Below are 20138 nucleotides of genomic sequence, written 5' to 3'. Positions count from 1 at the left end.
TTGATTTTTGAAAGTTGTACGGTGAAGGGGACACAACCTTTCAAAAATTAAACAAGTTTCCTATATGATGCTTCTCATCTTTGCAATCTGAATTGAGCCTGTCATGCCAGACCTTCACGTTTCCTGGGCAGATTACTACCAAAAAATTGAGCAACTCGCGGTCAAAATTCACCAGTCCGGTTGGAATTTCAACCAAATTATTTGTCTCGCTAAAGGTGGACTACGAGTTGGAGACGTTTTGTCTCGCATCTATGACAAACCCCTGGCAATTCTGGCAACTTCCTCCTATGGTGGTCCCAATAATCAAGTACGAGGCTCAGTCACCTTTTCTCGCGACTTGACGATGACAACCGCCAATCTAGGCAGCCACGTTCTGCTAGTTGATGATTTAGTCGATTCAGGTGTGACTTTAAAGCGCACTCTGACCTGGCTCGATCGCCACTACGGGTTTTACACCGACGAAGTGCGAACTGCCGTGTTGTGGTACAAAGAATGCTCGGTCATTGCTCCTGACTACTACGTTGACTATTTATCTGACAATCCCTGGATTCACCAGCCGTTTGAGGGGTATGAAAAAATTAGCCCAGCAGAACTGGCTGCGTCTTTTGAAGCGGAATCTTAACTGTGAAAGTCGTGCCTTCCCCAAGCTGGCTGGTAAAGCTGATCTCCCCCTGATGGCGGAGCACACACTGCTGAGCGATCGCCAGTCCCAGTCCTGTTCCTTGAACGGCCTCTACATTGCCAGCCCGGTGAAATAGCTTAAACAAATGAGGCTGATCTTCAGGAGGGATACCAATTCCGCGATCGCGCACCGTGAAGGTAGCTATCTGCTTGTGGCAAACTAGCTCAAAATCAATGGTTTGTCCGGTTTTAGAGTACTTCAGAGCATTTGAGAGGAGATTGATCAGAATAAAGCGTAAAAGCTTTTTGTCTACACACGCTGGTTCGCCATTCATTTGACTGGTGAATGTGATGACCGGACTGCTGCCTTCTTCTGGCTGCATCTCTGCTGTAATCTCACGACAAAACTGCTCTAGATCCAGTGAAATTGGATTGAACTCCAACTGTCCAGCTTCTGCCTGATTGGCAACCAAAACATCCTCAAGCAACTGCGTCATATTCTGAATTGCAGTCTGCATTCGGCAAAAATATTGCTGCTTTTTCTCTTCGGTTATTTTTTGCCCATAGTGTTCTAGCAACTCCGTAGAAGTTTTGATTACAGTCAACGGAGTTCGCAGTTCATGGGAAACCATCGCGACAAAGCGAGATTTGAGTTCACTTAGTTCTTTCTCCACCTGTAGAGCATGACGCATTTCATTTTCTACCAGTTTGCCTTCACGAATTAACTGCTCACGGGTACGGATGCTGGTAATCATCAGGTCAAATACCTTAGCAAGAATGTCCATCTCATCTGGGAAGCGGCTTTGCCGAGAATAGGACAGTCCCTGCTCATAGTTTCCTGCACCGATGAATTCGGCTGATTCAGTGAGCTTCGTCAAATGTTTCGTCAACTCGCCCGACAAAATGTAGACCAGCACGAAGATGATGCCATAGGTGGGAATGAAGGAGATTAAGAACTGGTGGCGAATTGCTTGTTGAACTTTACGCACCTCATCAAAACGAAAATCAACTCCCAAAGCGCCAACCTTTTCACCTTGTAAATTAGTAATGGGTGCGACTCCAGAAATCCAGGTTCCCCATTGATCGGTGAAGGATTCGGTGCTGATCGTCTGACTGGATAGCCCCTGGTAAAGAATTGAGCCTTCGGTTGACCCTTCCTCTGCTTCAACGTCGTAATACTGAAGGAATTTTGCTCCGTCGATCCTATGGTTAATGGCACTGCCGCTACCGATAAAAAAGATTGCCCCTGGTTCTGGTGCGGCTACATAGGTGTAGGTAAAGGCTCTTGGTTCAATGCTCTCTACGGTTGCCAACCACCTGACATGTTGCCAATAACGTAAGTCATTGCTGTAGCCATCTTCTCTACGTTTTCCTTCCCGGTACAAAGATAAGAATGTGTCGCCATTGACCTGGTTAGCCGCAGCCGTTAGGGTACTAGCCAAATCATCCTTGATATGGGAGATGGCTTGCTCTGTTGCAAGGCTATAGGCCCGATAGAAAACACCTGCCCAGACAGCCGCAAACGCCAAACTGCACCCCACTAACAATTTTGTTCGCAGGCTAATAAATTTCGGTTTTTTAGGCGTGGGTGTAACGGTAACAGTGTGAGGCTGACGACCAAACCACTGAAGAGGCGACATATTTGGCCTTGACATGATGAGAAAAGTCGATCCGTTTGATAGAACTTTTTGAATGGAAATGAACAGCTTTCAATTTGGTGATGGTTTTGCCGCTGCTCGTCTCACTCCACACGAGGTTGAATCGGTCTAGCTTCAAGCTCTAGAGTTGCTGGCTGTATCTGTTTATTATTCCCTCTGCTTTTCTGCTCGCTGGTCGAAGGGATTGAGAGTTCTCAAAAATTTTAAAGAAATTTCAAGACAATCTCTAAAGCTCAGCTATGTTAAGCAATCAGTCAGTAATGTCAGGAAAACGATGAAGAAGCCATGAAGAGTATAGGAAGGAGAGCGATCGCCTATGGAAATTCTCTAACATGGCTGGAACAACTCCGTAGTCTTCTTTGTCAACCTATAAACAGGATTCATGAAGCTTGCATAAAATAGTTGATATACTGTGGAATTACGCTGTAGTAATTAGGACATCTGCATCCTTTGACCACTTAAAGTACGTAATTGCTTGAGATGCCCCTCTAACATCCAGCAAGTACGAGTATCAGTAAATACAAGGACAGATGGCTTGGTACGTTTCACCCTCCTTGAACTGTCGATTGACTGTTTCGATACCTTCCTCACACCTTTTACAGTGATTTCTGGAGCTGAGCATGCAAGACAAGAGCGATCGTTACCGGGTTAAAACGGTGCCAACGCTCACTGGTACGAAGCGAATAGGCAGTTATCTAGTCGATGCGGGTTTGTTGACCGCTGGTCAAATCGAAGTCGCTCTCAACGACCAAAAGGTAACTGGGATGCGGTTTGGTGAAATTTTGGCCGCGCGTGGCTGGGTCAAACAGCAAACCGTTGACTATCTGATGGAAAAAATTGTGGTGCCAGAGCGCCATTCCTTTAAGCAACGGGTAGGTCAGTCAAAATCTAGAACTGATGGGCTGAGCGCAAACCAACCTTCTAAGGCAACCGGAGATGAAATTTCTTTGCCACCTCGCCTTTCTGTACCGGGTCGTCAGTCTAGCTCCACCGAAGGGCAGTCTTCTGTCCGCAAAGATTTTCCGATCTCTAAGCCTCTACCCTCAGTGGGGACTTCTGATGGAGATGTGAATTGGGTCGGATAGGTAATTTAATCCTTGATGAAGCTAAAAAATCCGAAAAGGAGTGCAGCATTGTTTGTCTTCCTTTTTTGTTAGACCTTCTGCACGAATGGAGGCGCGCCTTCATTCATGCTTCAAGAAAGGACTCATGCAGAGAGTCTATTGAGTTTGAGTCAGTTTGAGAAGAGCCATAACCAGATGGGGAGTGTTAGCAGTAAGCCCAGTGAGCCGACGGCTAATGCTGTTACCGTTAACTCTCGGTCAAGATTGTAGGCTTCAGCAATCACTAGAGTTGCGAAGGCTGGAGGCATGGACATTTGTAGGACGATCGCCAATTGAGGTGGTCCTGTTACCCCAAAGTATGACAGCCCAAACCCGACCATTAAGGGGACAATCAGCATTTTGATGCCCAAGCTGATCGAGGCGGGTTTGACGCTTTGCCATGAGGTGAGTTGGCTCAGTCGCATTCCTAACAACAGTAAAGACAGAGCAATGACCGCCCAACCGCAGCCCTTTAATGCCTGCTCTGCTAGCTCTGGTAATGGAATAGTGCGGAACCCCAAACCCAACCAAAAACTCCATAAAGCAGGGTTCTTCAATAGGGCTTCAATCAGTAGTCGTTGCCCCTGTCCGCCCATACCAAATCGGGCTGCTAGCGCAACCCCTAACCCATAAGCTCCCAATGTACTGCCGAGGGTGTCATAGAAAATCGCCCAAGCAAAATACTGCGGTCCAACTAGTGCTAGCGAAACGGGATAGCCCAAGTATCCTGTATTGCCTACCATTGCTGCTAGTAAAAAGCTGCCTTGAGTAGGTTTGCTCCAGTTTGCTTGGGGCGATCGCCTCTTGCTCTGTGCAGAATTTCTCTGTGTAAAATTTCTCAGTGCAGAATCTGCCTGACTGCCGCTGTGCAGAGTTTGCTGTTGCTGCCAGTGTTTCCAGTGCGATCGCCCTTGTATCCAAATCCAGGCTAGTCCTCCTCCTAACAGCATCGCTGTCCAGGCAGCAATGGGTGCTAGCCAAACCGACTCCGATAAATCTGTCTGACGTAGAAAAGATACAATGCTAAGCGGCACTCCAACCCAAAACAGGAACTTGCCGAGAAATAGGGGAACGGCTTTAGGCAGTTTGTGCCCCAACAGGACACCCAGACCAATCCACCCGATTAGGGGAACATAGAGTTTTAACAGACTTATTTCCAGACCCGGCATATTTATCAGAAGTTAAATTAGGTTGGGGGTGTCTCAGTTTACAATCGCTTCTACAATCACTAATGTGAGGACTTCTAAGTATGGGAGTTGGTCTGTGAATAATGCGGGTTCGCCCAGAAAGCCTCCAGGGCTATCGGCTCATGGGGATGATATTCCTGAAGCATTGCGCGAAACTCCTGCTCTTAAGCCTAAGCCGACTCGTTCTGGCTGGCGGCTATTTTGGTGGGGATTTATGGGGTTTGCGATCGCCCTCATTGCAGGTGGTCTGGCGGCCTGGCTGACTCAGTCGATCAGCCCTGGGTCCCTCACTGGTGGTGCAGCTATTCCTCTACAAGCTGGGCTTCAGGCAGCTCTAGCTCCCGCTGGCACTCAGTCTTCTGATCTGCTGCTGGGTCACCTTCCCTATGAGGAAGCACCCGAAACAGAACTAGCACCCATCACCACAGATGGCAGCATCCGTTTGCGGCAAGCGGCGGCAGAGCGGTTTACTGAAATGAGCAATGCAGCTCGTGCCGATGGAGTTGACCTGGTCACCATCTCTGGTTTTCGTACCGTTGAAGAACAGCAATATCTGTTTTTTGGCATCCAGGCTGAACAAGGGCAGGCTTCAACCGAGCGGGCTGAGGTCAGTGCCCCACCAGGTTACAGTGAACACCATACAGGTTATGCGGTTGACGTAGCAGATTCCTCTCAACCAGAGACAGATTTAGAGATCAGTTTTGAAAATACACCCGCCTTTAAGTGGCTCAAGGAAAACGCTGCTTACTTCAATTTCGAGCTATCTTTCCCTGAAAACAATCCTCAAGGGGTTAGCTACGAACCTTGGCATTGGCGCTTTGTGGGCGATCGCGACAGCCTCGAAACCTTCTACAAAGCCCGTACCCCGACTGCCAGATTGGGAAGCTAACCGATGAGTCAAACTGCTCTAAATCTAATTGCAATCACAATTTTTACCCTGGTGATGTCAAGTTTGCTAGGACCACTGGTGAACTTATCACCCGTGGTGCCTGCGATCGCTGTTTTTGGGCTATTAGGGGCAGCAACGCTGGACACACTGAGTTGGCAGGGGCGTGGGGGTACGTTGCTGCTAGATTGGCTGGCTCGCTTTTCACCCCAACACCGAGAGCGGGTCATTCATCATGAAGCTGGGCATTTTCTGGTGGCTCATCTTCTAGGAATTCCAATTACGGGCTACACCTTAAGCGCCTGGGAAGCTTTTCGACAGGGACAACCGGGTCTAGGTGGTGTGAGTTTTGACAGCCAGGAACTCAATGCAGAATTGGAAAAGGGCATACTTTCTGCTCAGTTAGTAGACCGCTATTGTACGGTCTGGATGGCAGGAGCGGCAGCTGAGAAGCTAGTTTATGGGAATGCCGAGGGAGGCGCTGACGATCGCCAAAAACTACGCATCCTCTGGACACAGCTTAAGCGACCCCTGAGCGAATGTGAAACGAAGGAACGCTGGGCATCTTTGCAAGCGCGATCGCTACTAGAAGTCCACCGCTCTGCTTATGAAGAACTAGTGATTGCCATGACTCAGGCTGAACCTGTGAGTAAATGCTACGAGGTACTTGAGCAAGTAGCCATCAAGTAAAAGCATCGTTCTAGATGTTCCTGCGCGAATGGGGGGCAAGGCTTAGGCGTGCCCCCCATTCGCGCTTCAAGAAATGACCCAATTTAGTTGAATAGGTCTAAGTCCAGTGCTTTAGAGCCACCTTTTTCGAGCTGTACAAGAATACTGCTGAGTTGATACCACACCAAAAGGCTGATGAAAGCGGTGAGGGGAAGAGCGATCGCATACGCTAACCAAGTAGGGAAGCCAAAAATCTCCAGCCCCGATGAGAGAAACACACAGGCTCCGATCCCAATTCCGACAAAGGGCACAAGCAGTTGAATTCCCTGTAAATTTGCTAAAGTGCGAGTCGAGCGATTTCGTGACCACTCCTGGACTGCCTGCTCAAGCGTCGTCTTAAAGGCAATTCCAGAAGCGATTCCAGCCAGAAGACCGGCAAATAGCAGGAAATAAGGCGGAGAATAATAGTATAAGGGTACGGGCACGGGGTAGATCCTTAAAAATGCGAGTAGTTTGTCTACTTAATGATTTGCCCTGTTCTGAAATCCTGAGAAGGCTGCACAAAGGTTGGAAGTAGAGCAACTTCCTCAGTGGATAGTCCGGTCAGTGCTCCTAAGGCTGCGTTTAATAAACGCGAGGGCTTAAAGTCTGGTTTGATCAAATTCCACAGCCGTCGTACTTCGTCGGTATGCAGGCGATCGTCTTCAACTAATGCCAAGACAAGTTGCCGCCTCAAAAATTGACCTTCATCAGACAACAGGTATTGTAAACCTAATTGAGCCGTTGGCAATATGTCGAAGTTTTGGTCAGAACGGGCGATCGCAATCAGATCCTCTAGGCGCTCCCACTGGAACTTGCCATTCTTAAACAAGATCTCAATCAGCCTGCGCCGTAGTTCAGGCGATTCACCGGTGAGTAACCGTCGAGCCACATAGGGGTAGGCAACCTCAACAATTTTGAAATTGGGGTTAAGGCTAAGCGCCAGACCTTCCTGAGTTACCAAAGAGCGGATAATCAGCGCAAACTTAGCAGGTACCCGAAACGGGTATTCATACATCAGTTCAGAAAACTGATCAGTAATAGTTTTGAAGTTAAAACTGCCAACGCTTTCCCCAATTGCCTTACCCAAGACCATTTCTAGAGCTGGGACAATTTCCCAGATGTTGGTTTGCGGTGTAAGGAAACCAAGCTTTACAAAGTCCTCTGCAAGTTCGGGGTAATCTTTATTGACGAGATGAACCAAGGAGTCAACCAGCGTTTCTTTCATCTCCTGGCTGAGTTGATCCATCATGCCAAAGTCGATATAAGCCATCCGACCATCTGGCATCGCAAACAGGTTGCCAGGATGTGGGTCAGCATGAAAGAAGCCAAACTCTAAAAGCTGCCTCAGCCCCGAAGTGACCCCAATTTGAATCAAGGTATCTGTATCTAGACCAAACTCCTGAATTTTCTGCATGTCAGTGAGCTTAAAGCCGTTGATCCACTCCAGTGTCAGGACATGAGTGCTGCTGTAGCGCCAATAAATGGCAGGAACCTTGACGTTAGGATCATCCTGAAAGTTGGCAGCAAACTTTTCGGCGTTTCGTCCCTCGTTTAGATAATCAATTTCCTCAAACAGTTTGATACCAAACTCATCCACAATCAGAGTCAGGTCATGCCCCAAATTTAGAGGCAGCCAGGGAGCAATCCAGCCCGCTGCCCAACGCATCAGGTACAGATCTAACGTCAGAGTTGGCAGCAGGTTAGGACGCTGTACCTTAACCGCTACTTCTTCGCCGCTGTGCAGCTTAGCTCGATAGACCTGCCCTAAACTAGCAGCAGCAATAGGTTCTGGCGAAATCTCGCTAAAAATTTCACTGATAGAACGGTTTAGCTCAGTTTCGACAATGGGAAATGCTTGAGCAGTAGGGAAGGGAGGTAACTGATCTTGCAATTTGATCAGTTCTTCCAAAAAGTCTTTACGAATAAGGTCAGGTCGAGTGGAGAGCGCCTGACCAACTTTGATGAAGGTTGGGCCCAATCGGGTCAACAACTGACGTAGCTGAACGGCACGCTTAGACTTATTTGCCTCAACTCGGTGCTGCCACTCATCCCACTTCAGTCCCAGGATGAATCCACCAAACGCTAACATAACCATCAGAGAACGCCACCAGGTTTTCCAGGGACGGTAGCGATAGTGTTGGGCGATCGCGCCCGCATCATAGCGTCTCAGCCGATTTAATGGATGCTGACTCACGCCTCTCTATACCTCTCAAACTGGGGATTTGCGATTTAGGTTTTGCGTAGACTAGACTCAATATCTGCTGAGGCATTGTCTCACTGACATTGCCTACTAAGACCCCGTGGGGCGTTAAACACCAGCCACCATCTATGAGAGACTACCCTACGACAGCTACAGTTCCAGGCAGTCTACAGGGGGCAGAAGACAAAGTCACAAACCTAAATCCCTTTAGATTGCCCAGCTTTTCTTTTATTAACTATAGTATAGAAAACTACAAATATTTTTATCGCTTGTTAGTTCATCTATTAAATTTTGTAACAAGTTGATATTTGAAGACGCTAATCCATTATGAATGCGTGTGGGCAGAGCAAAGGTTTAATTGAAGGTTAACGCAGCGATCGCCTCATCCTGCCGCTGACCCAATCCACAATAAACGTAAGGACAACAAAACTGCTCAATGTCACGATGACACTGCTGTAATCAAAACTGCTCAACTGCTCAGTCAACAAACGCCCCAATCCGCCAGCGCCGACCAGCCCGACAATGACAGTTTCTCGCATACAGACCTCCCAACGGTAAAGAATGTAAGCCAGGAATCGTGTCATTGTGGTAGGCAACACGCCATACAGAAAGACCAGGGAGGCAGGCGTTCCCTGCGCTTTCAAAGCTAGTAGCGGTCGCTGGTCCAGGTTTTCAGTTACTTCTGCCATTAGCCGGCCAAGAATTCCCAGGTTATGTAATCCCAGGGCGATCGCCCCTGGCAATATTCCTGGAAACAGCACAAATAGTGCCACTAGCGCCCAGATTGGCGCAGGCACTGCACGAGCAATCAGCAAAACCGATCGGGTTAGCAGCAGCATTCCCCAGGCAAGCAGACAACCTAATCGACTGGACTGTGTAGGATTGAGCAATCCACCAGGCAAGAAGAAGTTGTGAGCCGCTGGAAAGGAAAGCAGAATTCCGCCGATGCCTGCTGCGGCGATCGCCAAAATCGACATCGCCAAAGTTTGCCATGAGAGCGCTAGCAGTTGAGGAAGCTGCTCTCCATCAAAGTTGGGTGGCAGGGAGGATTGAGTGATATCTGCCAAGAGCTGCATTGTGCGCGGTGACCACAGCTTGCTGAAATCGGCTGACACATACCAAAAGCAGAAAGGAATGAGCAACACTGCTCCCAAACCTGCTACCATCACCCCGCGATCGCGGGGTTGTCGCTGTTGCTTAGGCATAGAAACTTGATCAGCTGCATTTTGAGTGGGATGGGACTCTTGCCCGTCCGAACTGGTGGAATAACCATCCCGCAACTCCTCTAATTTCTGGCTTTTAGATCGATTGTCCCGCCGCAAGTTTAAATCTAGGCGACTAGGTGACCCTAGACGATGACGTAGGACAGCGCTGGTGAGATCGACAGTGCCGTTCAATACAAATAGCGCATAGAAGAGTGTCCAAAGTTGCTCATAGCGAAGGGACTGAAGGCTGAGCAAAATTTGATAGCCTAACCCACCTGCACCGATGATCCCCAACACTGCCGCTGACCGAATCGAACACTCAAAGCGGTAAAAACTGTAGGAAAGCAAATCTAGAAATGCTTGGGGTAAGAGACTGTAGGTAAAAGCAGTCAGCGGCGCAACGCCACTGCTTAAGAGCGCCATTAACGGTTGACGGGGCGTTTCATCTAGAATTTCGGAGAATACTTTAGCAACGATCGCCCCATAGGGAATGGCGATCGCCACAATTGCCACCAGTGGGTCTAAGCCAAAAATATTGATTAAAAACAATCCCCAGATCAGTTCGTGAATTGCCCTGGGTATTGCTAAACCTGCTCGAATCGTCAGCCAAATTGAACGTTGCTTTGCTTGGCGAGGAAAGACGGACTGCCACCATACTTCTGAGACGAGCACACCACCGATTAACCCAAACAGCAGACTAAGGCACGTTCCACAAACCGCGTAAGCCAGTGTGATGACTGTGGCATCCAGGGTCAAACGCAAAAACTCTGGGCTGAGGTCGGGCTGTACGCTAGCTTGGAAAAATCGCCCCAGTTGGGACAATCCACCCAGGTTGAGCCAGTCCCGCTGAAACAGTCCTGCTTGGTAAAGGGAAAGGGCGATCGCCCCCAACGCAACCAATCCCCAGATGGCACGCTGATTTAGCAATGAGGGACGTGATAGCGGCTGATCCATCCCCTTTACTCCTTCAGCCGATAGAGGGCATCGATCATTTCAGCTGAAACAGAAGCGGGTGGTGCATCAAATAGGATTCTGCCGTTTCGCAGCCCAATGATGCGATCGCAATGGCTTCGCGCCAGCTCCACTGAATGGAGGCTGGTCACAAGCGTCTTACCCGATTCCTGCACCAGAGTTCGCAATAAACTCATTACCTCCTGGCTAAGTGCTGGATCAAGGCTAGAGACAGGTTCGTCTGCCAGAACTACTAGCGGATTTTGGACTAAAACTCGTGCGATCGCCACCCGCTGCTGCTGCCCCCCTGAGAGCTGATCTGTTCGGGCATAGAGCTTTTCAGGAATGCCAACTCGATGCAAGGCAGCAGCGGCAGTTTTCACCTCCAGCGGGTAAACCAGGGATAGGGCTGCCCGCCAAAATGACCAGCGCCCCAGATGACCAGCGTTCACATTGTGAATCACTCGCAGGCTATCAACTAACTGAAACTGCTGATAAATTGTGCCGATCTGCCGCTGCACACGACGCAGTTGGCGAGAAGAGAGGCGACTGAGATTTTTTCCCAACGCCCACACTTCTCCTCGGTTGGGCAACAAGGTTCCATTGAGCAAGCGCAATAGCGTGCTTTTCCCAGCACCACTGGACCCCACCAGTGCTACCCGTTCACCAGGATAAATTTGCAGGTTAATGTCATCGAGTGCCAGGAAATGTCCAAACTGCTGAGTTACTCGTCTCAGCTCAAAGATGGGATCTGAATTCATTGAATCTTGCCGATCGCCCGCCCAACGTCCTCAATCTGCTGATAGTTGGAATTCTCCGTCTCGATAAACTGATTTGCCCCAAACAACTCTAAAATTTCCTTTTGCTCCGGCACATTGGGGTCAAGCTTCAGCAGTGCTGCCTGCACCTGCTCGACAAAGTCTTCCCCGTAACGCTCTTTGACTTGAGGGTTGATCACCCAGTGGTAGTCAAAGTATGCGGGCGATCGCCAAATCACATCCACCTTACTCAAATCAACATCGCCTGCCTCAACCCGGCTGTTCCAGACTTGTTCATTAAGAACGCCCACTTCATACGTGCCAGCTTCCACAAGCTGGATTGTGGCATCGTGTGATTGTGAAAAGCCAACTTCTCCACGGAAATCTTCCAGGCTCACACCTGCTTGTTCCAGGAAGTATTGCGGCATCAGCCGACCCGACGTAGAAGACTCACTGCCAAAGGTAAACGTTCGCCCTTTGAGGTTGGTCAGTTCATTCAGGTCATTGAGTGGAGCAATGCCAGTATTTTTGTTGGCGATGAAGACACTGTGAAAGTCAGCATCAATGTCACGCTGGGCGATCGCCTCCGATCCCTCAACCTGCAACCGAGCCTGCACCCCAGTTAATCCGCCAAACCAGACCATGTCTAAGTCACCTACTCGAAAAGCCGTGACCGCTGCTGTGTAGTCCGTGACGGGCTGATATTCGACAGGTACTCCCAACTCTGCCTCCAGATAATCTGCCAGCTTGCTGTAAAGTCGCTGGAGCTTTTCTGGATCTTGGTCAGGAATTGCACCTGTGACAAAGGGTTGGGCAACAGAATCCTGTGGCGATGAAGCTGTCTCTGAACCAGGTGAACAAGCAGCCAAGGGCAGCATCAGCACCAGCAGAGCAGACAGCAATGTTCTTTTCATTAGCGCACCAATCTTGTTTCTTTAGCAGAAATAAACCAAGAGTTGATGGTATCGCTAAATCTACCAGAATAGGATGCACCGGGAGGGGAGCAAACAGGAAGGCAGACAGAATGTGGGTCACGCAAACTGTATGTCAGCCAGACTATAGGTGAGGGGAATTATCGGACAAGCTTTCAAGCTGCAACATTACCTGAAGCACCCGTTCAGTTTCTGCGGCTGTAACAAACCGCTTGAAAAGTTGACGTGCGTTCTTCTTCTGGCGTAACGTTGCCCGGTTATACCACAGCCAAAACAGATCTCTTGGGCTAATGCAATCAGGAATGTCGCACATGATGAGGTTGCACTATTAAGGTCGTACTTCCACCAGAACTATTTGCAGAATGCCCGATAATCTTCAGTTTTTATCCCTCAAAAGCAAGAAAACCCTGATTATCAAGGGATCATGAAGCTCAAAGGCAAAGTTGTGAACTAGGTACTAGAAGCGATGACATCTACACCTGTAAGTTGACTGAAGCGGTGTACAAACTCAAAGCCATGACTTTCAGCTACAACAGTACAGCCGTAAAGAACAATCTTTCCGCTACCTGTGGCAGAAAAGGAACTGCACCAGTCTTGTAAATCCCAAGCGTAGCGATCGAGGTTGTGGAGGCCCAGTTTAGTACTGCCCAGACAGAGGTGGTTGGACGTTCCGCTAGAAATGATGTGAAGTCCAAAGATTTCAGAATGTCGATCAAGGATTTGGGTGATTTGCTCAACTCCATCTGAGTCGGGATTGAGCAAAAACTTCTTGGTTTTGATTTCAGTCTGCTTCATCCAGGTGCGGTGGTTCTCAATACTGGAATCAACGATCACTAGCTTCTGAGGTGACTCTAGGATGGAGGATGGGAAATAAAGCGCGTTGCCATGTAGGTCTTTGACGGGTAGCGATCGCTCCAAGATATCGGTGCTACATGCCGCACCCTGGCCGTTTGCTGAAACCATAAGATTAGAACTCCAGATTCTTGTGAGCGAAGCTTGGCTTGGTGTCAGACTGAAAGGTTTTAAAGCAGCTTTCAGCCTGGTTCAGAAAGTAAGCTAACAAAAGTGACTTTGACTTTGAAATGCAGGAAATACGCAGTCTTTGGACGGTTTTGTAGGACTTGCAGTATTTAGACGGAGATGGAACTGCACAAGTTAGGAAAGTTGTTCATGATCAAAGTAGGTGGTTTTTTGCCTACACCGCTCTCGTTGCCACTCTTTCGCATGAGTTACTGTTTCAATCCTGCTTGTCAAAAGCCTTATAGCCCTACTGAGGCGAAGTATTGTCAGAGTTGTGGCTCAAAACTGCTAGTGGGCGATCGCTACCGGGCATTGGAACCCATTGGGCAGGGCGGCTTTGGCAGAACTTTTTTAGTCACAGACGAGCAAGACCCAACGGATCAGCGCTATGTAATTAAGCAGTTTTTTCCACAAACGCCCCACCTGCGCGATAGTGACAAGGCGGCGGAGTTATTTCGTCAAGAGGCTTGCCGCTTGGATGAGTTGGGCAAACATGCTCAAATTCCAGCGCTGATTGCTTACTTTGAACAGGAGCAATCTCAATATCTGGTTCAAGAATTTGTAGATGGACGCAATTTGTCCGAAGAGTTGTTGGAAGTAGGCTGCTTTGATCAAGCTCAGATTCGCCAGCTTTTGATTGCGATTCTGCCTGTACTGAAGTTTGTCCACAATCATCAGGTCATTCATCGAGACATTAAACCTGAAAATATGATTCGGCGTAGGGTCGATCAGCAATTGGTGCTGGTTGATTTTGGTGCCGCTAAACGCGCCTCAGAAACTGCCCTGGCTAGAACTGGCACCATGATTGGCAGTGCCGGATATGCGTCACCAGAGCAGACGGTTGGCAAAGCCGGATATTCAAGCGATCTTTACAGCTTGGGGGTTGTGTGTGTGCACCTGCTGACCGGAATGCACTTGTTTGATTTGCTGAGTGTCGGAGATGATGCTTGGATTTGGCGAGATTATTTGAGTTACCCAGTGAGCGATCGCCTCGGTCAAATTCTCGACAAGATGCTAGAGCGGGCAACCAATAAGCGCTATCAGACTCCCGATCAGATTCTCCAAGATTTGTACGCTGCTGAGTCTTCGCCGTCGGTATCTTCACTTGAGTTAGTGGAACAGGCAAAAACGATACAAAGATCGCGAGCTGTTTCCATCGCCCCACCCTTGCATCGGGTTGAGCAAACCTCGCCTGTCGCATCCACCTGGCAGTGTACCCGCACCGTGCAGGGGCAGTGGAGCGTTTTCACGCCAATTCTGGCGCTGGCTTTTAGTCCTGATGGGCAAACGTTAGCTAGTGTGGGTCAGGACAGAAATGTGAGGCTGTGGAATCCCCAGCTTGGGCAAGCAAAACTGACATTGCCTGGACACCTAGATTTTGTAAGCGCTGTAACCTTCAGCCCAAATGGGCAGTTTTTGGTTAGCGGTAGCTATGACCACACAATTAAGCAGTGGGATTTGAAAACTGGCCCTAAGATTCGTACTTTTGCTGGACATTCCAGAGCTATAACTACTGTTGCAATTCATCCTGATGGGCAAATCTTGGCTAGTGGTAGCGATGATTGCACAATTAAACTCTGGGATCTTCGTACAGGAAAGGAAATCCGCACGTTGAGAGGACATGTAGGTTGGGTTAATGGAGTGAAAGCGATCGCCTTTAGTCCAGATGGAAAAATTCTTGCCAGTGCTGGATATGACTGTGTGGTTAACCTGTGGCAGGTCGATACGGGGGAATTGTTGCTTACGCTAAAAGGGGTTTTAGAAATTGTTTATGCCCTTGCCTTTAACCCGGATGGAAAAACGCTTGCCGCCTGTTATGCAGATACGATTAAACTTTGGGATTTGGGTACAGGAGGGGTTCTCAATACATTTTCTAAAGAAGCTTCTGGTGGCGCAGGCATCCGCTCTATTGCGTTTAGCCCTGATGGGGCAAGGCTCGTTAGTGGCAGTGGCAAAAAGGTAAGAATTTGGCGGCTTGAAACTGGGAAACGGTTATGTGACCTTGAGGGACATACTGGAAACGTAACGGCGATCGCCTTCTCGGACGGAAGAATGTTTGCCAGCGGCGGCTGGGATCGGAAAATAAAGATTTGGCAGGAGGATAGGTAAGCAGGATGAGGGGTGAAGAATTCCTTCTGATTTATCACTTACCGTTTAAGCATGAAAGGGAGCAATAACAGTTGAGCAGCTATGGATTGGCGATTCATACTAGTAGTTCTGATTTAGGGTTGGCGTTAAGCAACTTTGCTGGAGAAGGGCGATCGCAGCATTGGGATTTGGGGCGATCGCTCTCCAGTCACCTACATCAATATTTGATCGACTTTATGCAACCTCAAACCTGGGCAGATCTACAGTACATTGCTGTTGCTAAAGGTCCAGGCGGCTTCACTGGAACGCGAATTGGTGTCGTTGCCGCTCGAACTTTGGCACAGCAGCTTAATCTTCCGCTCTTCGGTATTTCATCTCTGGCAGCAGTAGCGTGGCATGGGCGATCGCAAACGATTGGTTTAAACCCTGCCAGCGTTGAAGCTAGTTCTACTGCTTTGATTGATCAAGCTAGTAGGACTGATGTAGCCGTACAAATGCGTGCCCAGCGAGGAGAGCTGTTTGTTGCCATCTATGGCATTAGTGATGCAGGACTAGTTGAGCTTCTGCCAGATACCGTTATGGCGGAGGAAAAATGGCAGCAGATGTTACCGACCTGGACACGTCCCTATCGCTTGATTCAAGCTGAAGGCGGTTTAGGAATGACTGCTACGAGTTTGCTGGAGTTAGCTCACCTTGGCTGGCAACAAGAATTGCGCCCTGACTGGTCAACCGTCTTACCATTTTATGGACAGCATCCTGTTTCTGCTTAATGAGCTAACTCAATTAATACTTCCAGGAATAATCTCTGTAACGACTCGCCCACCGCTCACAACAACTGTTCGGTCCTGAAGCCTACCAACGGCTCTAGGACCTCGCAAATTCAGCGGCGGATTAGACTGGTTGTAGGTTACGTTCCCTTCAGCGACAACCTGTTGGTTGTTCATATTCCACGTCAAGCTATCTGAATCCAGTTCTGACTGGTTGCGCTGGCTGACTGCTGTGACGTTGCGATTCAGGTAAACGATTTTGCGGTTGATGTCCATGCGTCCCTGGTCAGCCGTTAGAGTGATTTGCTGTTGACGCTGCTGCACTGTGACAGGTTGGGTGGAAACTAGAGTCTCGTTCTGCAGATTCCACACCAGTAGGTTGCTGGTGACTACCACTGGAGGGTCTTGCAGAGCCAGGTTCGCTCTTTGCCTGAGGGTAGCAACTTTGGTTTTGAGATTGACTTCTGCTCGATCGGCGTTTGCTCGATCCGTTACTCGATTGCCATTCAGACGCTCAACCTGAATGCGGCGATCGCTCACAATCCTTTGGTCTTGTAGTCTCCAGGTCAAATGCTCAGCATTGAGCCGCAAAGCTGGGTCACGTGAAGTCGCAACCACTTTGCCTAATAGCTCTACTCGGCGATCTCGACTGTAGGCTCGCGCTTCTGTTGCTGAAACTCTAAGCTGAGGATGGGTTGCACTGAGATTGTTTCGCACAACCAGCAGATCCTCCTCAGGGCGCCACTCTAGCTGATTGCCCCGCAACACCATTCCATCCCGCAAATCTGTGGCTACAATTTGTCCGTTTAGAACAACTTTTTCCCCATCTTGCTGTACTTCTCCGCTCTGGGCACGGATCTGGAAAACGGCTTTACCGTCTTGAAATAGCTCTCCCTCGGGGTTTTCAACTCTAGCAACCTGTTGATCCTGACTGTAAGTCGCTTGATCCGCTTCAATCTTCCAGAGCGTTTGCCCTTGGTCGTCTGCCTGGTTTAGGGTGATGTTGTTAAACGTCAGGTTACTTTCCAGGTTTTGCACCGCAGAACTGTCTTCTGCGAGTTGTTCAGATGCCCGATTGCCCCTCCTGCATCCAGGAAGGGTGACCAACAGCATTAGAACAACAAGCGACCACGCTACGGACCGACTCAAGGGCAGTGGTTTGAGACGCATTCTTTTAACCTTCAGTCTGGTCGTCTGTAATGCCGATGCTAGAGAGGGGACGGTAGGTGTAGTTTTGTCGGGGCGTTTTCTGGATATCTTCTTTGATGTTATCTAAATCGATGTAGCGATCGGCAACATTGATCAAACTGTCGCTAGTCATCGAGCGAAGACTAACAACTTCGACGCGTACTCCGCGATAGCTGACTGCATCAACTGCATAGGCAAGATCACCGTCGCCGCTGACGAGAATGGCTGTGTCATAAGCGCCAACCAACGCCATCATATCTACTGCGATTTCAACGTCCAAATTTGCCTTCTTTGAACCATCGGGTAGTTGTACTAAATCCTTGGAAATTACTCGATAACCATTACGGCGCATCCATAGTAGAAAACCCTGCTGCTTCTCATTGGTACGATCAACTCCGGTGTAGAAGAAAGAGCGCAACAGTCGAGAGCCAGCCGTCAAACGGCAAAGCAGCTTAGTGTAATCAATCTCAATTCCCAACTGTAGGGCGGCATAAAACAAATTCGAGCCATCGATGAAAATGGCTACTCGTCCGCGATTTTCTAATACCTGCTCTGGTGTAAAAACAGAGTCATTTTCTACATTATTAAACATGGTTTTAAGACCTCATTTTATGAAAAAGTGAATAGTTTATAGAGCTGAAAGAATTTAGGCTGATAGGGGCGATCGCTTAATATAAAGCAGAAATCAGGTCTAAAGTGGATCTAAAGCGGAGGCTCAAGCCGTTGAAAAATGGGTTGGGGATCACCGAGCAACTGATTAGCTGGTAGAGCTCCCCAATCGGTGTGGATCGTAAACGGGACAAGGGCATTTGTATCCCGATTGTTAAAGTCAACAGAAAAACCGAGCTGTTGGTAGATTGCAGTACTGATGTCAGGAATAATGGGCGACAGCAAATAAGCCGCCAGCCTAACGGACTCTAAAACGCTGTACAGCACCCGTTCGACCGCAGCCTGATCCCCCTTTTTGTAAAGCGTCCAGGGGGCTTGCTCATCTACGTATTTGTTGCTAGCTCGAACTAGAGCTAGGATGCTGTCGCAAGCACGGCTAAATGCTAAAGACTGATACGCCTGAATGACCTGATTACCAAGAGCTAAACCCTTCGACTTGAGGATGTCTTCGATAGAGATATCTTCAGCAGAAACGTTGGGAACGCGGCGATCGCAATATTTCTGCGCCATCTTTAGAGTGCGATTGAGCAGATTGCCCAGATCATTGGCTAAATCAGCGTTGAGGATATTGATAAATCGAGTTTCGTTGAAGTCACCATCCCGCCCAAATTCAATTTCCTTAAGGAAATAGTATCGAACGGCATCGGAGCCATAACGGTTGGTCAACTCTACCGGGTCAAGCGTGTTTCCCAGCGTTTTACCCATCTTCTGCCCGTCCTTGGTCAAAAAACCGTGACCAAAAACTTGTCTTGGGATAGATACCCCTGCCGACATTAACATAGCCGGCCAGTAAACCGCATGAAACCGCAAAATGTCTTTGCCAATCAGGTGCAGATTCATTGGCCACCAGCGAGACAAGGCGTTGTCTAGCGTTGGCTCATCGTCGGGCTCAAGCAGAGCCGTAATGTAGGCTAGCAGCGCATCAAACCAGACATAGATCGTGTGCTTGGGGTCAACGGGCACCGGGAAACCCCAATCCACGCTGACTCGGGAAATTGAGAAATCCTGAAGACCACGTTCTACAAAGCTCAGCACCTCATTGCGACGACTCTCAGGCTGAATGAAATCAGACTGCTGTTGGTAAAGCGCCTCTAATGGACCCTGATATTTAGATAGACGGAAGAAATAATTCTGCTCATCGCGCCATTCCGCTTCCTTGTTGGTGTGAATCGAACAGCGGTGCCCCTCTAAAAGATCTCGCTCTTCCTTGAATTCTTCACAAGAAACGCAATACCAGCCCTGCTGCTGTCCCATGTAAATATCGCCATTCTGCCAGACGCGATCAAAAAACTCTCGCACAATCGCCTCGTGGCGGGGTGAGGTTGTGCGAATAAATCGATCGGGCTGGATGTTTAACAGCTTCCAGAGGTCTTGAAAGCTACCTGCAATCAAGTCGCAATGGTCTTGGGGCGATCGCCCTAATGCTTCGGCAGTACGTTGAATCTTTTGTCCATGCTCATCCGTACCCGTGATCATCAGGGCAGGAATTCCTTGAAGACAATGAAAACGAGTAATCACATCGGCTGCAATCGTGGTGTAAGCACTGCCAATGTGAGGTACATCATTTACATAGTAAATCGGTGTAGTTATTGAAAAAGTATGATTGCCGGTAGCGGTAGAACTCATGGAAATCTTAAACCGTACTCCTAAAAGCCGTCATCAGCTATTAAACAAAGAAAACTAGTACACGGATGCTGTATCGCTTATGTTTACCTTAGCTCTTCCAGCTTAGACGCATTGAACTGACACTAGGAGTAGCACGTAATTCAATGTGATAGTTGGAGTGTAAACATTCTCATTTTATGCGTAAACTTTACTCAAAATAATGCAAAAAATCTTAAGTTAACTCAGTCACGGTAACCGGATGCTCAGATATTGCTCAAATTAGAGTCAACGAGGACTAATATTGCTCAAAATAGGACGAGAGGTTGTGGAAGGGTATGAGCAATTTAAAAACGGATGAAAATCATTCCAGAGGACTAGAGCAAGAGCTTGAGAATCTATCGATCTCTAGGGCTAGAGGTTAATTTGATAGTGTAAATTAATATTAAGCTCGTACTAATTCTAGTGCTTCTGTGTTGAGGTTGAAAGTCAAAGTTGCTTTTTTCTCCGTCTTAGCCTCCTCAAGCTACTGAATTCATGGACATGGTAGTTGATTCCATGTTTCGCCAGCGACGAGTTAGCAGGATAGTTT

The 20138-nt window shown here is 48.5% G+C and carries 18 protein-coding genes; 6 read left to right on the top strand and 12 right to left on the bottom strand.

Annotated elements, in window-relative coordinates:
- The first annotated feature begins 103 nt into the window (after nucleotides 1-103).
- Nucleotides 104-622 (top strand): phosphoribosyltransferase, encoded by a 519-nt coding sequence (locus tag H6F93_RS30235; RefSeq protein ID WP_190644715.1) that lies wholly within the window; start codon nucleotides 104-106, stop codon nucleotides 620-622.
- Here H6F93_RS30235 and H6F93_RS30230 read toward each other — a convergent pair.
- On the bottom strand, nucleotides 579-2276 hold the full coding sequence (locus H6F93_RS30230) for a sensor histidine kinase (RefSeq protein WP_190689246.1): 1698 nt from the start codon (nucleotides 2274-2276) through the stop codon (nucleotides 579-581). The two genes, H6F93_RS30235 and H6F93_RS30230, sit on opposite strands and share 44 nt — an antisense overlap.
- A gap of 623 nt (nucleotides 2277-2899) precedes the next feature.
- Between H6F93_RS30230 and H6F93_RS30225 the strand changes: the two genes are divergently transcribed.
- Nucleotides 2900-3364, top strand: a complete 465-nt coding sequence (locus tag H6F93_RS30225; RefSeq protein ID WP_190689244.1) for a cyclic di-GMP-binding domain-containing protein, MshE-related — start codon at nucleotides 2900-2902, stop codon at nucleotides 3362-3364.
- Between the two features lie 149 nt (nucleotides 3365-3513).
- Here H6F93_RS30225 and H6F93_RS30220 read toward each other — a convergent pair whose 3' ends face one another.
- Entirely contained in the window at nucleotides 3514-4551 is a 1038-nt protein-coding gene (locus H6F93_RS30220) for an AEC family transporter (protein ID WP_190689241.1), read from the bottom strand.
- 94 nt (nucleotides 4552-4645) lie between these two features.
- Here H6F93_RS30220 and H6F93_RS30215 point away from each other — a divergent pair, with 94 nt between their 5' ends.
- Together H6F93_RS30215 and H6F93_RS30210 are read left to right on the top strand one after the other, a co-directional pair.
- Nucleotides 4646-5458 (top strand): M15 family metallopeptidase, encoded by an 813-nt coding sequence (locus H6F93_RS30215; RefSeq protein WP_347277380.1) that lies wholly within the window; start codon nucleotides 4646-4648, stop codon nucleotides 5456-5458.
- Nucleotides 5459-5461: 3 nt separating this feature from the next.
- Nucleotides 5462-6145, top strand: a complete 684-nt coding sequence (locus H6F93_RS30210) for an ATP-dependent Zn protease (protein WP_190689237.1) — start codon at nucleotides 5462-5464, stop codon at nucleotides 6143-6145.
- 83 nt (nucleotides 6146-6228) lie between these two features.
- On the opposite strand, the gene H6F93_RS30205 is transcribed toward H6F93_RS30210, so the two are convergent.
- The 7 genes from H6F93_RS30205 to H6F93_RS30175 all read right to left on the bottom strand — a co-directional run bounded on the left by H6F93_RS30205 (nucleotide 6229) and on the right by H6F93_RS30175 (nucleotide 13175).
- Nucleotides 6229-6609 carry a hypothetical protein gene (locus H6F93_RS30205; protein ID WP_190644710.1) on the bottom strand — a complete coding sequence of 127 codons (381 nt, stop codon included), beginning with the start codon at nucleotides 6607-6609 and terminating at the stop codon, nucleotides 6229-6231.
- 32 nt (nucleotides 6610-6641) lie between these two features.
- Complete coding sequence (locus H6F93_RS30200; protein ID WP_190689234.1) at nucleotides 6642-8360, bottom strand: AarF/UbiB family protein; 1719 nt, start codon at nucleotides 8358-8360, stop codon at nucleotides 6642-6644.
- A 371-nt stretch (nucleotides 8361-8731) separates the two neighbouring features.
- The gene (locus tag H6F93_RS30195) at nucleotides 8732-10525 is read right to left on the bottom strand and encodes a PhnE/PtxC family ABC transporter permease (RefSeq protein WP_190689232.1); all 1794 of its coding nucleotides are present in this window, start codon (nucleotides 10523-10525) and stop codon (nucleotides 8732-8734) included.
- Nucleotides 10526-10530: 5 nt separating this feature from the next.
- Nucleotides 10531-11283 (bottom strand): phosphonate ABC transporter ATP-binding protein, encoded by a 753-nt coding sequence (locus tag H6F93_RS30190; RefSeq protein WP_190689229.1) that lies wholly within the window; start codon nucleotides 11281-11283, stop codon nucleotides 10531-10533.
- Nucleotides 11280-12194 carry a putative selenate ABC transporter substrate-binding protein gene (locus H6F93_RS30185; RefSeq protein WP_190689225.1) on the bottom strand — a complete coding sequence of 305 codons (915 nt, stop codon included), beginning with the start codon at nucleotides 12192-12194 and terminating at the stop codon, nucleotides 11280-11282. Before H6F93_RS30185 ends, H6F93_RS30190 begins: the two co-directional genes overlap by 4 nt.
- A gap of 142 nt (nucleotides 12195-12336) precedes the next feature.
- On the bottom strand, nucleotides 12337-12525 hold the full coding sequence (locus tag H6F93_RS30180) for a hypothetical protein (protein WP_190644706.1): 189 nt from the start codon (nucleotides 12523-12525) through the stop codon (nucleotides 12337-12339).
- Nucleotides 12526-12662: 137 nt separating this feature from the next.
- Nucleotides 12663-13175: a DUF4347 domain-containing protein gene (locus H6F93_RS30175; protein ID WP_190644705.1), complete on the bottom strand. Its 513-nt coding sequence runs from the start codon at nucleotides 13173-13175 to the stop codon at nucleotides 12663-12665.
- A 207-nt stretch (nucleotides 13176-13382) separates the two neighbouring features.
- Here H6F93_RS30175 and H6F93_RS30170 point away from each other — a divergent pair, with 207 nt between their 5' ends.
- Nucleotides 13383-15341 (top strand): WD40 repeat domain-containing serine/threonine-protein kinase, encoded by a 1959-nt coding sequence (locus H6F93_RS30170; protein ID WP_199314198.1) that lies wholly within the window; start codon nucleotides 13383-13385, stop codon nucleotides 15339-15341.
- Between the two features lie 86 nt (nucleotides 15342-15427).
- On the top strand, nucleotides 15428-16090 hold the full coding sequence (gene tsaB / locus H6F93_RS30165) for a tRNA (adenosine(37)-N6)-threonylcarbamoyltransferase complex dimerization subunit type 1 TsaB (protein WP_242043696.1): 663 nt from the start codon (nucleotides 15428-15430) through the stop codon (nucleotides 16088-16090).
- Nucleotides 16091-16099: 9 nt separating this feature from the next.
- Here tsaB and lptC read toward each other — a convergent pair whose 3' ends face one another.
- The 3 genes from lptC to metG all read right to left on the bottom strand — a co-directional run bounded on the left by lptC (nucleotide 16100) and on the right by metG (nucleotide 19570).
- Nucleotides 16100-17257: an LPS export ABC transporter periplasmic protein LptC gene (lptC, locus tag H6F93_RS30160; protein WP_190644702.1), complete on the bottom strand. Its 1158-nt coding sequence runs from the start codon at nucleotides 17255-17257 to the stop codon at nucleotides 16100-16102.
- A gap of 4 nt (nucleotides 17258-17261) precedes the next feature.
- The gene (locus H6F93_RS30155; protein ID WP_190644701.1) at nucleotides 17262-17867 is read right to left on the bottom strand and encodes a LabA-like NYN domain-containing protein; all 606 of its coding nucleotides are present in this window, start codon (nucleotides 17865-17867) and stop codon (nucleotides 17262-17264) included.
- A gap of 110 nt (nucleotides 17868-17977) precedes the next feature.
- Complete coding sequence (gene metG, locus H6F93_RS30150; protein ID WP_190689218.1) at nucleotides 17978-19570, bottom strand: methionine--tRNA ligase; 1593 nt, start codon at nucleotides 19568-19570, stop codon at nucleotides 17978-17980.
- Nucleotides 19571-20138 lie beyond the last annotated feature (568 nt).

The organism is Leptolyngbya sp. FACHB-671, from assembly GCF_014695745.1.
Lineage (GTDB): Bacteria > Cyanobacteriota > Cyanobacteriia > Elainellales > Elainellaceae > JAAUTN01.
This window is presented reverse-complemented; position numbering and strand designations above follow the sequence as displayed.